Raw genomic sequence first — 13556 nt, forward strand, 5'->3', positions numbered from 1 at the left:
CTCGAAACACGACGTGGCCGCACACCTGGTGGTGTGCGGCCACGCCGCTGAGGAAAGCTGTATCAGGCCCAGCTGGACCCGACGGCGCTGTCGGTCTGAGCCATGTTGCTGCCGGCGCTCTGGACCTTCTGGCCGTGAGCGTTGGCCTGCTCGTAGATCACCTGGAAGTTGCGGCCCAACTGGGCGATGAACTCCTGGCAAGCGACCGAACCGGCGCCGCCCCAGAAGTCACCGGCAGCCAGCACATCGCGAACGATGGCCTGGTGCTCGGCCTCCAGGTTGGCGGCCTGTGCGCGAATCAACGCGCCATGGGCGTCGACGTCGCCGAACTGGTAATTGATCGTCATTTTCCGAAGTCCCTTTCTTAGCTGCTGAGGATCTGCTGGGAGGCCTGCTCTTGCTGCTCATAGTTGTTCGCGTCGCGGATCAGCCCGTCGCGTACGCCGTGCAGCATGTTGACGATGTTGCGGAAGGCCTGATTCATCTGGCTCATGGTGTCCAGCGAGGTGGCCTGGGCCAGGCCGCTCCAGCCGGCGCCGGCGATGTTCTGCGAGGACGCCCACATGCGACGGGCCTCGTCCTCGACGGTCTGGGCGTGGGTCTCGAAGCGGCCCGCCATGTCGCGCATGGCGTGCGGGTCGGTCATGAAGCGTGTTGCCATATTTCGTCTCCTATCTCGAGTTGGGTAGAACTGCGTGCTGTAGGAGTTGTTCAGCGCAAGAGATTACGGCTGGACGACTCACGTGCGGGCCTTAACGACTGACAAATCCCCCTTTTCCTGACGTCACACCACGACCTGTTTGGGCATGACGACTGGTTTGAACCCGTACCGCGGACCCGCGTACGCGCCGGCACCCTTGGCGGCAGCGGCCATGCCCGGCATTCCGGCCATCATGCCGGGTGCCGCGGCTTCCTCGGGGACGGTCCAGCCGCTGCCCGCCAACGCCGTTCCGGCTGCCTCGGCCACTGGCGCAGTGCCCGCCCAGCTCGCCGGAACCGACAGGCTGCCGACCAGAGACGCCTCGCCCATGGTGGCGGCCGCCCCCGCTGACCCCACCTCACCGGCCAGTCCGGCGGCGGCACCTTCGGCCGCGATCGCCGGGGCGACCGCCTCCGCAGCCGCTGCCGCGACATTGGCATCGATGGTGTGGGCGGCGAAGATCGCGTTCGGGATAGCGGCGAAGACGAACCACGATGCCGTGACACCGACCTGCTGAATGCCGTTGAAAATCAGCGGGGTTCCGATGAAGCCGTCCAGCGCGGTGAGCAGTTCCTGCACCGGCACCGGTAAGGCATCGAACAGGCCGGTACCGATCGACGACGTGCCCAGGGCGAGGTTGCCCAGCTCGGTCTGCAGACCGGTGACGATATCGCCCAGCGAGGCGGCGGGTCCGACCGCCTGAGCCGCGGCTACAGCGGCGGCTTGGGCGCCCGCGCCGCCTGGATTGGTGGTCGGCGTCGCCGGCACCAGCGGCTCGAGAACCGCTGCTGTCGTTGCGGCGGCCTGATAAGTGGTCATCGCGACGACGTCTTGAACCCACATCTCCATGTATTGGGCCTCGGTCGCCATGATTGCCGGGGTGTTGATCCCCAGGAAGTTGGTGGCCACCAGCGCAGCGAGCAGAGACCGGTTGGCCGCGATCACCGGCGGGGGCACCGTGGCCGTGAATGCGGCCTCGTAGGCGGCCGCGGATGCGGAAGCCTGGATCCCCGCCTGTTCGGCAGCCGCCGCGGTGCTGGTCAGCCAGCCTACGTACGGCTGAGCCGCCGCGGCCGCCGATGCCGACCCGGCGCCCGTCCACCGCTCGGTGGTCAATGACGTGATGATCGACTCGTACTGGGCCGCCGTGGTGCTCAACTCGGAGGCCAGATTGTTCCAGGCTGCCGCGGCCGCCATGAGCGGTCCGGCGCCTGCGCCGCTGTACATGAGCCCGGAGTTCACTTCGGGCGGGAAAGCTGCGTACGACATTTTCTATCCCGTTTCTCTTGGCGTATTGGTGGTCGGTCGTGGCTGCGGAGGCTTATACGGCCGTCAGCTTGGGCATGACGATCGGCTTGACGCCGTAGCGCGGTGCCCCGAAGCCGGCGCTGTTGCGCGCCGCAGAGGCCAGGCCTGGGATTCCCGGGTAGATGCCCCCGGCTGCGGCCGCCGGGGCAGCCGTGAAGCCGGCTCCGGACAGCGCCGAGGGGGCGGTGCTGGACACCAGCGTCGTTCCCGCGGCCCAGCTCGGCGGCACCGACATCGAGCCGACCAGAGTGGAGGTGCCCACACCTGCCGCCACCGGACCCACCGCGCCGCCGGCGCCGGTCAGCCCGCCCTCGATAGCGGCGCCCTCGATCGCCGCGTCGGCGGCGATGTCTGTGGGGACACCAAACCCTTCCGGGAACAAACCACCGCTGGTCAGGCCCAAGAGGTTTGACGACGCCGACGCCCAGTTGCCGATCTGGAAGCTGGTGATGTTGGCGCTGTTGCCGGACAAGCTGAATGGCTGGCCGCCGACGCTGGTGAGAGGGCCGCCCATCAGTATGCTCACCGTGTTGATGAGGTTGTCGACCGGAGAAGGCTGGGCAACTGCCGCCGCGGACGCGCCGTCGGCCAGCGTGGCCGCAGCCGCGTTGGCCGTCTCTGAAGACTCATACGTACCGCTGCTGAGCCCCAGCGTCTGCACGAACTGCTCTTGAATCGCCTGGGCTTCTGCGGCGATTTGCTGGTAGAGCGCGCCGTAGGCGGTGAAGATGCCGGACTGAAGGATCGACACCTGGTCGGCGGCCGCGGGTGCGATAGCGGTGGTCGGGGCCGCGGCACCTGCGTTCTGCGCCGCGAGTGCACTGCCGATCGCTCCCAGCTGCGCCGCCGCGGCGGCCAGTTCTGCGGGCACTGCTGTCAGAAATGACATCTATTGCTCCTTAGGTGTGAAGAATGTCGACCTTGACTCCCCTGGCCGACCCTGTGTGTTTGCGTAACGGCCCCTGTGTGTTGGCGTAACGCTAACTAGCCACGGCTCCACAGTTATGGTCGAAAAGCGCAGGGTGACGGACGTTTACGGCTTCTTAACGCTCGCGCACGCAGTTTTAACAAGGTCCTGTCGTGCGATACGGCCGTGTTATCTGGCCCGGCGGGCCCGCACCCTCTTTGGGCGCGCGGCGCGCGATCCTACATAGGAAGCGGCTCTCGCGCACGCTAGCGCGTCACAGCGCAAACGGACGAAATTTCACCGGTGCGGAGGTGGCGCTGCCGATGCCGGTGGCAGCGCAGTCCGCCCTTAGCCGTCGCGACGTAGGCCTTCGTGATGTCGACACCTACCACTGTGGCGTCGGTCCGTTGGGCGACCCCGGCGCGCCGGGCCGCCGAATCCCGAGCCGACGTCGATGACCCGGTCTTGCGGCGATAGCGCCAGACTTGCGATCAGCTTGTCGACCGCACCCAGGCCGCCCGCGTGATCCTGGTCGAGAAGTTCCATCGGTGCCGGGTGATCGGACCGTCGGCGTCCAGCGCGGCGAGTATCTGGTCGGCCACATTCTGTTCGGTGTCGGTCATTTCGCTTGTCCTTGTTCGTCATTCACCGACTCCGATGCCGTTGGCGCCGCAGACGAAAGCCGTCCCTCCACGGATTTCACAAAGAGCCGGCCCAGCGCGGGATCGGTGGCACGCGCCAGCAGAACAGCGCCGACCATCATCGCGAGATGCGCAGCGGCCTCGGCTCGGCGTTCTTGAACGGAGCCGTCCAGCCCGGCCGCAATTCGTTCGATCATTCGCTCGACACCGGCAGTCATCGAAGCCTTGAGCACAGGGTTACGCCCGACTTCGGCCGCCAGTTCGGGGATGGGACATCCCTTGCCGGGATTGTCGACATGGGCATCGGAGAGATAGAAGCGTTCGAAAGCGTCGACGGCATCTGACACGTCCAGTTCCGTTTCATAGTCCGCCAGCCGACCGAGGGACTCCCCGAATGCGGCGTCAACCGCGCTGACGACGAGTTCTTCCTTGCTCGAGAAGTGGCGATAAAACCCGCCGGCGGTCATCCCGGCGTCTTTCATCACGTCGGCGAGGCTCACCCCTTCGACACCGCGTTCACGCACCAGTCGCGCGGCACTGTCGACGATCCGGCGGTGACTGCGCTCCTTCTCCTGTTGCGACACCCGCATCGCTACCTCCGGTGGCTAGTTCTTGACCCTTTTAGAGTATAGGCCTACTCTAATTAGAGTATAACCAACCGCTAAATGACTCCGGCCGATCGGCTGGCCACTACCCGAGGGAGAGATTCAGATGAACAAGCCCAGTCCAGGTGAGTCAGTGGCTCTCCAGCCCGAAACACCCGGCGTGGGGGACGCGGCAGAGCTGGCTGGTGGATCAGGTCATCGCCGGCATCAACGGTGTCGCTCACGCCATCGTCAATCCGGGGTATTTCGCCGACAACTATCTGCGGCTGACGGATTTCGCCGCAGTGCTCGGCCTGCTACCCGTGTTGACCGGCGACAGGCGGAGCGCGCGCAACCGTACCCGGGTGATCCGGGACTTCCTACGGACACCACTGCAGCACGGGCTGGATCCGCGCCGTTACGTCGTCGATAGCGGCCAACCGACGGTGGCCAATGGGCTCTACGCCATGCAAGACGAGCAGTGGAAGGCTCGGGTCGCCAACCAATAGCGTTGTGCCGCAACGCAAGTACAAGCTGAACTCAAACCAAAAGAATCAGGAAATTCTTGTGATCACCAACTTCGAAGACATGGTAGTACTCGTGACCGGCGCATCGCGCGGCATCGGGCGCGACGTCGCGCTGGCCTTTGCCCATCAGGGCGCGCGGCTGGTTCTTGCCGCCCGCTCCGCCGACCGACTCGCAGGGGTCCAGACGGCAATCCACCAACTGGGTGCCGAAGCCCTCTGCGTACCAACAGATGTCACCTCACCATCCTCGGTGGAGTCGATGGTCGAGACGGTGATGCACCACTACGGCCGCATCGACGTCGTGGTGAACAACGCCGGAATCGCCAGAGTAGGGGGTATCGAAGCTGCGACGTTCGGCGACGATGTGACTCAGACGCTCGAGGCGAGTCTGTTCGGAATGATTCGCGTGACCCAGCAGGTGCTACCCGTTCTTCGGCGCCAGGGTTCGGGTTCAATCGTCAACATGTCGTCCGTCATGGGCCGAAAAGCGTTTGCGCGCTTCGGCTCCTATGCGATCGTGATGCACGCGGTTTCGGCCTTCTCGGACGCACTTCGTCAGGAGCTGGCGGGCACCGGGATTCAGGTATCGACAATCCACCCGGCGCTTACCGCCACCGACCTGTTGCGTGACGTTGCCCAGAACCAGATGCCTGCTCCGTTTCGGCATATGACTCCGCTGTCATCAGAAGATGTGGGACGCGCCGTGGTGGCGGCGACTCGTCGCGGAGCACCCCGCGTGGTGCTGCCGCGAGTGGCCAACGTGCTGCTGCTCGGCGAGGCGGTCAGCCCGCGAATTGGCGACCTGATTGCTCGCGCCCTATCAATGCGGTCCGTTGCCAGGCTGTTTGGTGTGAGCCGCGGTGCGACTTACCATCAGGCCATCGCGAGCCGGTAGTTCCCCGACCACGTTCGATTGTTTAGCCGTGCCGCTAATCCTGTTGTCGCTCAGACCCACAAAAGCTTTGTCCAGATCAGCCCCAAGGGCGTGTCTGAACTAACCCCTAGGTGTGTTCCTACGTGGGTGCGAGGGCCGGGCGGGGCGTGAACGCATCCGGCCTCATCGGCGTCGGACTCGGCGTGTTGTCGCTAGTGGTCGGGTTGTTCTCGTTCGGCAACGGCTCGAGGACCGACCGGGGTGCTCCTGGAGCCGGGTTTGCCGGGCGGGTGCTGCACACCGCAATGTGCAGGAGCGGCAGTCGGATCAGCACGGGGAACGTCCCGAAACGCCGCAAGAGTGGGCGACGAGCTGAGGTTCTCGAGGGCTTGGCCGTAATATCAGCCAGGCCGCCCCCATAGCCCAATTGGCAGAGGCAGCGGACTTAAAATCCGCCAAGTGTCGGTTCGAGTCCGACTGGGGGCACAGCGCTTTGGCCGATCAAGCAACACACGGCGATAAGCGACAACGACGCTGCGGCCCGCCGTTCTTCCTCCCTACCCAGGCAGACCGGCGCTGCCGGAACCGACGCTAACGCTCGTGAGTCCGCCAGCCCCGCCTCCGGTCGCGGTGCCACCTGCGCCTCCCTTGTTACTACCAGCGCCGGGGGCTAGGCCGCCTGCCCCGCCGGCGTCACCGGCGAAGCCGGCACCGCCGTTGCCGTCACTCTTGGTGCCGAAGCCGGCGCCCGCGCCGCCACCGCCGCCGCCGCCGGTACCGCTGCCACCTGCGCCGCCGGCACCGCCGCTGAAGCTGCTGGTGAGGGTGCTCGAGAACGCGCCACCGCCAATGCCGCCATCGCCTCCGACGCCACCAGCGGAAGCGGCCGCGCCACCGCCGCCGCCACCGCCGCCGCGAGCGCCTGTCGCGATGGTGTAACCGCCACCGCCACCGCCACCACCGGCGCCGCCTGCTGCGCCTTTGCCGTCGGTCGCCAGTGCACCGGCGCCACCGGTCCCGCCGCCGCCGCCGGTTGCGATGCTTTGTGGGCCGCCGATGACAGCGGTGCCGCCGCTGCCTCCGGTGCCTCCGGTGCCTCCGGTGCCGCCGATGCCGCCGGTTCCGGAACCGCTGCCGGCATTACCGCCGCCACCGCCGCCGCCACCGCCGCCGCCTCCACCGGCAACCAGGTTGTCCGCGGATCCGGTGCTGGAGTTGGCTGCGCCGTCGCCGCCGCTTCCGCCCAGGCCACCGGCTCCGCCGTTCCCGTTGATTCCGCCGTTAGGGGTGCCGCCACCCACACCGCCTGCCCCGCCGTGACCGCCGTATCCGCCTTGGCCGCCAACGCTGAACTGGGCGCCGGTGCCCAGACCACCGTGTCCGCCGGCACCGCCGGTCCCGCCTCGCCCGCCATCACCACCGATGCCAGCGGGGCCTGCAGCGCCTAACAACCCGCCGGTACCCCCGGCACCGGCCGCGCCACCGGCACCACCGGTGCCCCCCGCGGCGCCGTTGCCGCCAGCGGCCGCCGGAATGAGAGTGTTGTCCGCGCCGGACCCGCCAGTTCCACCGACTCCGCCGGTGCCGCCGTGACCGCCGGCCCCGCCCGAGCCGAAGGGCGCCCCCAAACCGAACAACCCGGCGTCAGCACCGCCGGCCCCACCGACTCCGCCGGCCCCGCCGACAAAACCCTGCGTGACCGCACCCGCCGCGTCCCTGCCCCCTGCCCCGCCGGCTCCTCCGGCGCCCCCGGTTCCTCCGGCGCCTCCCGCCCATCCCACGGGCGCATTTGCCACGCCGCCCGCCCCACCTGCCCCTCCGGCACCGCCGGCCACTCCGGGCCCTCCCGCGGCGCCGCTGCCGCCAGCGCCGCCGGCTCCGCCGAAACCGCCCAACCAGCCGCCGGCACCGCCGGTCCCACCCGCGCCGCCACTAGCGCCGGCGGTGGTCGCGTTCCCTCCGGCGCCGCCGCGACCACCATTGCCGAACAGGCCGGCGGCTCCGCCGGCCCCACCAGTTTTACCCGGCGCACCCGAGCCGCCGTTGCCGCCGTTCCCCAACAAAATTCCGCCAACGCCGCCGGACTGTCCTGTTCCCGGCGCACCATCCACGCCGCTGCCGATCAGCGGACGTCCCAGCAACATCTGGGTGGGCGCGTTGACGACGTCCAAGATGCCGGTCTCGAGAATCTGAAGCGGCGACGCGCCGGCTCCCTCGGTCGCGGCATAGGCCTCACCGCCTGCGGACAGCATTCGAATGAAGTCGTCGTGGAATTGAGTGACCTGCGCGCCGAGCGCCTGATAGCCCTGCGCGTAAGCGCCGAACAATCTCGCGACCGCCACCGAGATCTCGTCTTGCGCGGCGACCATGATCTGTGTTGTCGAGCCTGCGGCCGCCGCGTTTGCCGCGCTGATCGTTGATCCGATGCCGGTCAGGTCCGAAGACGCTGCAGCCAAGGCTTCCGGCGCGACGCTCACAAACGACGACATATTCGACTCCCGTCACCACAGCTCTCGACAACCAATAAACCGCTATCCGTATTAAAGACCGTTCTGAAACCAGCGGCGAGCTTTTGTTGACCAAATGCTTCAAACGAGCAGTGGTGGAGCTGAATTCAAATTCGTCAATTGACGGGTTGCGATTATCGTCGGCGAGGTGAACACGTTTCGGCGCGCTACTGCCCCGGCGGAGCCAGGCGAAACACCGCACCGGCGTCGTCGTCGCTGACGTACACCGCACCGTCCGGCCCGACCACGGCGGCGACCGGCCGGCCCCGGCGCGATCCGTCGTCCGCCTGGAAACGACCGACCAGGGTTTGCTGGTCGCCCAGGGTGCCGTCCCGCGGGCGAAGAACGACACCTCGGGTGCGCGCGGAAGGTTCCGGTTCCACGAACCGTGGATGCCGACTACTTTCGCACGTCAGCACGCATACCCGACGCGATCCTGACCAACCCGTCGGCGAATGAGCCGACGTGTGGAATCCGGGCGCCCGGGTATAAAGGCGGGCATATGACTACGGTACGAACGCAATGACAAAAGCACGAACGCAATGACAAGAGCACGAACGCAACCGGATCAGCGCGAGCTCGACGGCATCCGGGGGATCGTCGACGCCATTTCGCAGGCGTTCGCCGCCAAGATCGTCGGGCAGCGTGACCTGCGGGAATCGCTGCTCATCGGGCTGCTCGCCGGGGGCCACGTCCTGCTGGAAAGCGTCCCCGGCCTGGCCAAGACCACCGCCGCCAAGGTGCTCGCCGAGTCGATCCACGGCCGCTTCCAACGCATCCAGTGCACCCCTGACCTGCTGCCCAGCGACATCATCGGCACACAGATCTACGACTCGGCGACCAGCTCGTTCGTCACCCAACTGGGCCCGGTGCACGCCAATATCGTGCTGCTCGACGAGATCAACCGGTCCAGTGCCAAGACCCAGAGCGCGATGCTCGAGGCGATGGAGGAGCGGCAGACCACCATCGCCGGCCAGGTGCACACGCTCACCGACCCGTTCCTGGTCATCGCCACCCAGAATCCCGTCGACCAGGAAGGCACCTATCCGCTGTCGGAGGCGCAGACCGACCGATTCCTGCTCAAGGAGGTCGTGCGCTACCCCTCTCCCGAGGAAGAGGTGGAAGTGATGTCGCGGATCGACGCCGGGGTCTACGACACGCGACACCCCGCGGTGCCCGTCGTCAGTCTCGATGACGTGCTGCGGGTGCAGGAGGTGGTGCGTCATGTCCACATGGACCGGGCGCTGATGCTCTACGCCAGCCAGATCGTCGACGTGACCCGCCACCCCGGGCGGGCCTTGCCCAAGCAGATCGCGCGCCTGGTCGAGTATGGTGCCAGCCCGCGTGCCACGATCGCCTTCTGCAAGGCGGCGCGGGCCCAGGCGGTGCTGTCCGGGCGCGCACACGTGCTGCCGGAGGACATCGCCACGCTCGCGCACCGGGTGCTGCGGCACCGGCTGATCCTCGGATTCGAAGCCGCCAGCGCCAACGTCACTCCCGAGACCGTGATCGACGCCGCGCTGCGGGCCGTCCGGGTGCCCTGAGTTCGCCTTGGGCAAACACCTCAACCGGGCCAAAGCGTACTTCGGCACCGATACCCGGGGCCTACTCGAAGGCGGCCGCTATGCCCTGTCGCACACGCGCAGCATGGAATTCGACGACCTGCGCCCCTACGTTCCCGGCGACGACGTGCGCGACATCGACTGGAAGGCCTCGGCCCGTTCGGGCAGCGTGCTCATCAAGAGGTTCGTCTCGGAGAAGCACCACAAGATCCTGCTGGTCGCCGACGCCGGCCGCAACATGTCGGCGCTGGCCGCCAGCGGCGAGTACAAGCGCGACGTTGCCGCACACGTCATGGGCGCAGTCGGTTTGATCGGCCTGCGGCGCTCCGATCAGGTCGGCATGGTTTTCGGCGACAGCCGCGGGTCGGTGAACATTCCCCAGCGCCGCGGCGAGACGCACATCGAGGGACTGTTGCACCGCTGGTACCAGCACACCATGAGCGCCCCCGGTCCCAGCCGCATCGCCGCCCAACTCGATTACGTCGCAACGCATTACCGCCACACGATGCTGATCGTCGTGGTCTCTGACGAACCCGATACCGGCGAGGAACTCAGCGGGGTGCTGGCCAGACTGACCGGTCGTCACGACCTGCTGTGGGCAATGGTGTCCGACCTGCCCGCGGTCGGGCCCGACAACACTGACGGCTACGAGGTCGCCACCGGCCGGTTCGTCCTGAGCGGAGCCGACCTCGGTCCGCGGGTCGTCGCCGCCTACCGCCGCGCCGAGGCGGCGCGGCGCGAGCGCCTGGCAAAGTTCCTGACGCGTCGGGCGATCCCGCACGCGACCATCGCCGGCAGCGACGACATCCGCCGCGAACTCGTCGGCCTGACCGAGGCGGCCGGTCGTGCCGGATGACCTGCTGCGCTACGTGTTCGGTCCAGAGCCCTACTCGTCGGAGTGGCTGGTGTGGGCGGTGCTCCTGATCCTTGCTGTCTTCGGTTGGTACGCAGGCGTATTCGTCTGGACGCTGCCATCGCACCGGTTGCGGCGCATCCCGGTAGTGCGACGGGTGCACGCCCGGGTGATCCGGGATCGCTTCGCCCGCCGCGTGCAACGCCTCGCCGGCGAGCACGGCGCCGGGCTCTTGTCGACGCCGCAGGCCGGCGCGGCAATCAGCCGGACGGTACGCAGCTTCCTGCACCAGGCAACCGGCGCCAGGGCGCAGTATCTGCATGTCGGCGCCCTGGCTGACGGGCAGCTGGACGCGGCCGTGCCGCTGCTGACTCTGCTCGACGATGCGCAATTCAACGCCGAGACGAGCGTCGACGTCGGCGAGGTGAGTTCCATTGCGCAGGAGTTGATCCGCTCGTGGACCTGAAGTGGTGGCCGGTAGCCGCTGTTGGCTCAGGGTGCTTCGCCGTTGCCGTCGCGCTGGCCGCGGTGCTACCCATGACCGCCGCGCGCCGGCGGTTGCGCCCGCTGGCCAACATCGCACGACTGACCCGATTGCCCGAATACGCCAAAGTCGCTCGGCTGCGCTCACTGTCAACTATCGTGACGCTGCTTGTGCTCACGGTCATGTTCGGCGCAGCGATGTGGGCGGCTTCGCGTCCAGCCGCCGCCGGGCAGGATCTCGACGCCGCGCCGACCGAAGACATCATGCTGTGTGTCGGAGCGGCGCTGCCGGATCGTGCGACGGTGGAAATGCTCGACTATTTCGCCCGCCGGGCCGGCTCGTCGCCGCAGACGCAACGAATCGGTCTGACCTCGGTGAACCGCCGGCTGGTGCCGTTGACGCGCGACCATCAGTACGCCGTCGCACGATTCGGCGAATACACCCGCGCGCCCCGACTGCAGTCGGCGTCGTTCGCCCCGGCAGTGCCCTACACCGACTACGCCACGAGTGTGGAAGATGTTCTGGCGCTCTGCATTGCGGGCTACCCGCACTTCGAGGAGCGCGGCACCCACCGGCGTTCGGTGATCTATCTCGGCCCGTCGGATCTTCGCGTGGCAGGGGAGCAGCGTGCCGCGCTGTTCACCGGCGCCGGGGTGCGGGAGTTGGCCGAGCGCGCCGGGGTTCAACTCAATGTCGTCGACACGGCCCCGTCACCGAAAAGCGGTTCGCTGCTCGCGCTCACCGAGCAGACCGGCGGACGCTACCTGGTGCCGGGGTCGGTGGCCGGTGCCCTCGATGACATCCGGGCGCACAACCGCGCGGCACGCCATGGCACCGTTGCAAAGGCTGACTCCGCGGACATACCGGTGGTGCCCTTGGCGATCGCCCTGTTGTCTGCGTCCGTGCTTTCCGTGGCGCTGATGGGGTTGCGCCGATGACGTTCCAACCTGTGCTGCCGTGGCCGATCCTCGCCGTAGTGGCCGTCGCGCTCGTCTTGGCGCGCCTGGTGGCGCTGCGCCAGGTGCTGCTAGCGGCTGCGGGTCGACGCACCCGCGCGGTGCTGCGTTGGGGCGGTGTGACGCTGGCGGTGCTGCTGGTGATTGCCGCCGCCACCCGCCCTGCACTTCGCGACGACAAGATCCGCGGAGGAACATCGGCGGCCGGGGAGAACCTCAATGTTTTTCTGATCGTGGATCGGTCGGTGGACTCGGGTGTCGACGATTACGGCCCCGGTCAATCCCGAATCGCGGGGATGCGCGACGACATCGCTGCGTTGATCAAACGGTACCCGGGAGCGCGGTATACCCTCATCGACTTCGCCTCGCGCGCCACGCTGGATTGGCCGCTGTCCGAAGACGTCTGGAGTCTGCGCCCCACCGTCGCGGCGCTGGACTCCTACCGCGGCGGTCCGAATGCGGGTGCCGACGTCGATGCCGCCGCCGCGAACAACGTGCTGCGCTATCAGCTCATCCAGGCGGCCCAACAGTATCCGGGTGCGCGAAATGTCGTGCTGTACTTCGGTTCTGGCGCACCCGGATCTAGTGCTCCGCAGGGCGACTTCACCAGCGGGTCGGTCGACGGCGGAGCGGTGCTGGGGTACGGCCGGACCGACGCGATCGACGAAGCCCGATTGCGGAAGATCGCAGGACAGCTCGTCGTGCCGTACCAGCACCGCGAACCCGGTGAGCCTTTCCAGCCGGACCTGTCCGACCACCCGAGCGGTGCCGGCACCCGGGCGGAGGCCGGCGCACTGCTCGAGTTGTACTGGCTGCCCGCGCTGTTTGCGGCGGCACTGCTGCTCGGCGAGATCTACCTCTCGGTTCGCGAGTTCCGCCGAGTTCGCCTGATCCGGCGGGACGTGGCATGACGCTCAGACCGGCACGGCTGCGGGTGCGACGGCGGCTGCTGATCTACTCGGCGCCGCTGATCCTCCTCGTGGTGCTGGTCGCGGTGAAGCTGGTATCGGTTGTGGTGGCGGGGGATTCGGCTGTTTCTGCTTTCCAGCGCGGCGACGGGAGCGCCGTGCGGGACGATGCGGCGGTGCTCGGCGTGGCCAACGTGATCGAGCCGGCAAGGGCGCCGTTCGCCGCGGGCGCTGCCGCCGTGCTCGACGGACGACTCGACGAGGCGGATGCGAATTTCACCGCTGCACTTGCCCGCAGCGACGCCGCTGGTTCCTGTCCGGTGCGGGTCAACCTGGAACTGGTCCGTGAAACCCAGGGCGACCGCGCCGCGGCGGCCGGTGATCGCTCACGCGCCGACGAGCGCTACGCGAGCGCGCTGAGTGTCATCGGTGACGCGCCGGCGGCCTGCTTCGCCGACAACAGCGATCCGGACACCCAGCGGCAAGCCATCCGCCGCGGCGCCGCAAATCGGTTGGCAAACAAAAGAAATGCGTTGAATTCCGGGCTGCCGGCTGCCCCGCCGGCCCCACCGCCGCCTCCGCCGCCGCCCCCGGTCGCGCTCCCGCTACCGGTCGCCGTCTCACCCGACGGCCGGGAGATCCCACCACGCCGGCTCGACCCCACCGACGGCGATCCGCTGGACAAGTTGCAGCAGGTGCTGCAGGACGCGGCGGGTGCGGCGCCGCCGGGTGGGCTCCCGTAACC

Annotated in this window: 15 protein-coding genes, 1 tRNA gene and 1 pseudogene; 9 read left to right on the plus strand and 8 right to left on the minus strand. The window is 67.8% G+C overall.

All coding sequences use genetic code 11. The features are described from left to right. Positions 1-62: 62 nt before the first annotated feature. The 6 genes from ACX9NE_RS02475 to ACX9NE_RS02500 form a co-directional block, all read right to left on the minus strand. The gene (locus ACX9NE_RS02475; RefSeq protein WP_055579135.1) at positions 63-347 is read right to left on the minus strand and encodes a WXG100 family type VII secretion target; all 285 of its coding nucleotides are present in this window, start codon (positions 345-347) and stop codon (positions 63-65) included. A 17-nt stretch (positions 348-364) separates the two neighbouring features. Next, the gene (locus ACX9NE_RS02480) at positions 365-661 is read right to left on the minus strand and encodes a WXG100 family type VII secretion target (protein ID WP_459359958.1); all 297 of its coding nucleotides are present in this window, start codon (positions 659-661) and stop codon (positions 365-367) included. Between the two features lie 123 nt (positions 662-784). Next, positions 785-1969, minus strand: coding sequence for a PPE family protein (locus ACX9NE_RS02485; protein ID WP_459359957.1), 1185 nt, complete (start codon positions 1967-1969; stop codon positions 785-787). A 52-nt stretch (positions 1970-2021) separates the two neighbouring features. After that, the gene (locus ACX9NE_RS02490) at positions 2022-2897 is read right to left on the minus strand and encodes a PPE family protein, SVP subgroup (RefSeq protein ID WP_459359956.1); all 876 of its coding nucleotides are present in this window, start codon (positions 2895-2897) and stop codon (positions 2022-2024) included. 509 nt (positions 2898-3406) lie between these two features. Then, positions 3407-3538, minus strand: coding sequence for a hypothetical protein (locus tag ACX9NE_RS02495; RefSeq protein WP_459359955.1), 132 nt, complete (start codon positions 3536-3538; stop codon positions 3407-3409). Beyond that, the gene (locus ACX9NE_RS02500) at positions 3535-4146 is read right to left on the minus strand and encodes a TetR/AcrR family transcriptional regulator (RefSeq protein WP_459359954.1); all 612 of its coding nucleotides are present in this window, start codon (positions 4144-4146) and stop codon (positions 3535-3537) included. Before ACX9NE_RS02500 ends, ACX9NE_RS02495 begins: the two co-directional genes overlap by 4 nt. Before the next feature lie 140 nt (positions 4147-4286). Between ACX9NE_RS02500 and ACX9NE_RS02505 the strand changes: the two genes are divergently transcribed. The 3 genes from ACX9NE_RS02505 (at position 4287) to ACX9NE_RS02515 (ending at position 6027) form a co-directional block, all read left to right on the plus strand. Continuing rightward, positions 4287-4649, plus strand: a complete 363-nt coding sequence (locus ACX9NE_RS02505; protein WP_459359953.1) for a hypothetical protein — start codon at positions 4287-4289, stop codon at positions 4647-4649. A gap of 4 nt (positions 4650-4653) precedes the next feature. Then, entirely contained in the window at positions 4654-5562 is a 909-nt protein-coding gene (locus ACX9NE_RS02510; protein WP_459359952.1) for an SDR family NAD(P)-dependent oxidoreductase, read from the plus strand. A gap of 391 nt (positions 5563-5953) precedes the next feature. After that, positions 5954-6027 (plus strand) — tRNA-Leu (locus ACX9NE_RS02515). Positions 6028-6098: 71 nt separating this feature from the next. On the opposite strand, the gene ACX9NE_RS02520 is transcribed toward ACX9NE_RS02515, so the two are convergent. Both ACX9NE_RS02520 and ACX9NE_RS02525 read right to left on the minus strand, forming a co-directional pair. Next, positions 6099-8030 (minus strand): PE family protein, encoded by a 1932-nt coding sequence (locus tag ACX9NE_RS02520; RefSeq protein ID WP_459359951.1) that lies wholly within the window; start codon positions 8028-8030, stop codon positions 6099-6101. A 185-nt stretch (positions 8031-8215) separates the two neighbouring features. Next, positions 8216-8451, minus strand: a pseudogene (locus ACX9NE_RS02525) (gluconolaconase); the annotation flags it as partial. Between the two features lie 139 nt (positions 8452-8590). Here ACX9NE_RS02525 and ACX9NE_RS02530 point away from each other — a divergent pair. Genes ACX9NE_RS02530 through ACX9NE_RS02555 form a run of 6 tightly spaced genes read left to right on the plus strand, consistent with a single transcriptional unit; the run spans position 8591 to position 13554 of the window. Further along, the gene (locus ACX9NE_RS02530; RefSeq protein ID WP_459359950.1) at positions 8591-9592 is read left to right on the plus strand and encodes an AAA family ATPase; all 1002 of its coding nucleotides are present in this window, start codon (positions 8591-8593) and stop codon (positions 9590-9592) included. A 7-nt stretch (positions 9593-9599) separates the two neighbouring features. Then, positions 9600-10466 (plus strand): DUF58 domain-containing protein, encoded by an 867-nt coding sequence (locus ACX9NE_RS02535; protein WP_459359949.1) that lies wholly within the window; start codon positions 9600-9602, stop codon positions 10464-10466. Further along, entirely contained in the window at positions 10456-10929 is a 474-nt protein-coding gene (locus ACX9NE_RS02540; protein WP_459359948.1) for a hypothetical protein, read from the plus strand. Before ACX9NE_RS02535 ends, ACX9NE_RS02540 begins: the two co-directional genes overlap by 11 nt. After that, complete coding sequence (locus tag ACX9NE_RS02545; RefSeq protein ID WP_459359947.1) at positions 10920-11885, plus strand: hypothetical protein; 966 nt, start codon at positions 10920-10922, stop codon at positions 11883-11885. The genes ACX9NE_RS02540 and ACX9NE_RS02545 overlap by 10 nt, the downstream gene beginning before the upstream one ends. After that, positions 11882-12814 (plus strand): vWA domain-containing protein, encoded by a 933-nt coding sequence (locus tag ACX9NE_RS02550; RefSeq protein ID WP_459359946.1) that lies wholly within the window; start codon positions 11882-11884, stop codon positions 12812-12814. Before ACX9NE_RS02545 ends, ACX9NE_RS02550 begins: the two co-directional genes overlap by 4 nt. Then, entirely contained in the window at positions 12811-13554 is a 744-nt protein-coding gene (locus tag ACX9NE_RS02555; protein WP_459359945.1) for a hypothetical protein, read from the plus strand. The genes ACX9NE_RS02550 and ACX9NE_RS02555 overlap by 4 nt, the downstream gene beginning before the upstream one ends. Positions 13555-13556 lie beyond the last annotated feature (2 nt).

It is taken from the genome of Mycobacterium sp. ML4, from assembly GCF_054515735.1.

Excerpts from the sequence above, each read along its gene's own strand:
- ACX9NE_RS02475 (WP_055579135.1), bottom strand. The coding sequence starts at position 347 with ATGACGATCAATTACCAGTTCGGCGACGTCGACGCCCATGGCGCGTTG.
- ACX9NE_RS02480 (WP_459359958.1), bottom strand. The coding sequence starts at position 661 with ATGGCAACACGCTTCATGACCGACCCGCACGCCATGCGCGACATGGCG.
- ACX9NE_RS02485 (WP_459359957.1), bottom strand. The coding sequence starts at position 1,969 with ATGTCGTACGCAGCTTTCCCGCCCGAAGTGAACTCCGGGCTCATGTAC.
- ACX9NE_RS02490 (WP_459359956.1), bottom strand. The coding sequence starts at position 2,897 with ATGTCATTTCTGACAGCAGTGCCCGCAGAACTGGCCGCCGCGGCGGCG.
- ACX9NE_RS02495 (WP_459359955.1), bottom strand. The coding sequence starts at position 3,538 with ATGACCGACACCGAACAGAATGTGGCCGACCAGATACTCGCCGCGCTG.
- ACX9NE_RS02500 (WP_459359954.1), bottom strand. The coding sequence starts at position 4,146 with ATGCGGGTGTCGCAACAGGAGAAGGAGCGCAGTCACCGCCGGATCGTC.
- ACX9NE_RS02520 (WP_459359951.1), bottom strand. The coding sequence starts at position 8,030 with ATGTCGTCGTTTGTGAGCGTCGCGCCGGAAGCCTTGGCTGCAGCGTCT.
- ACX9NE_RS02530 (WP_459359950.1), top strand. The coding sequence starts at position 8,591 with ATGACAAGAGCACGAACGCAACCGGATCAGCGCGAGCTCGACGGCATC.
- ACX9NE_RS02550 (WP_459359946.1), top strand. The coding sequence starts at position 11,882 with ATGACGTTCCAACCTGTGCTGCCGTGGCCGATCCTCGCCGTAGTGGCC.
- ACX9NE_RS02555 (WP_459359945.1), top strand. The coding sequence starts at position 12,811 with ATGACGCTCAGACCGGCACGGCTGCGGGTGCGACGGCGGCTGCTGATC.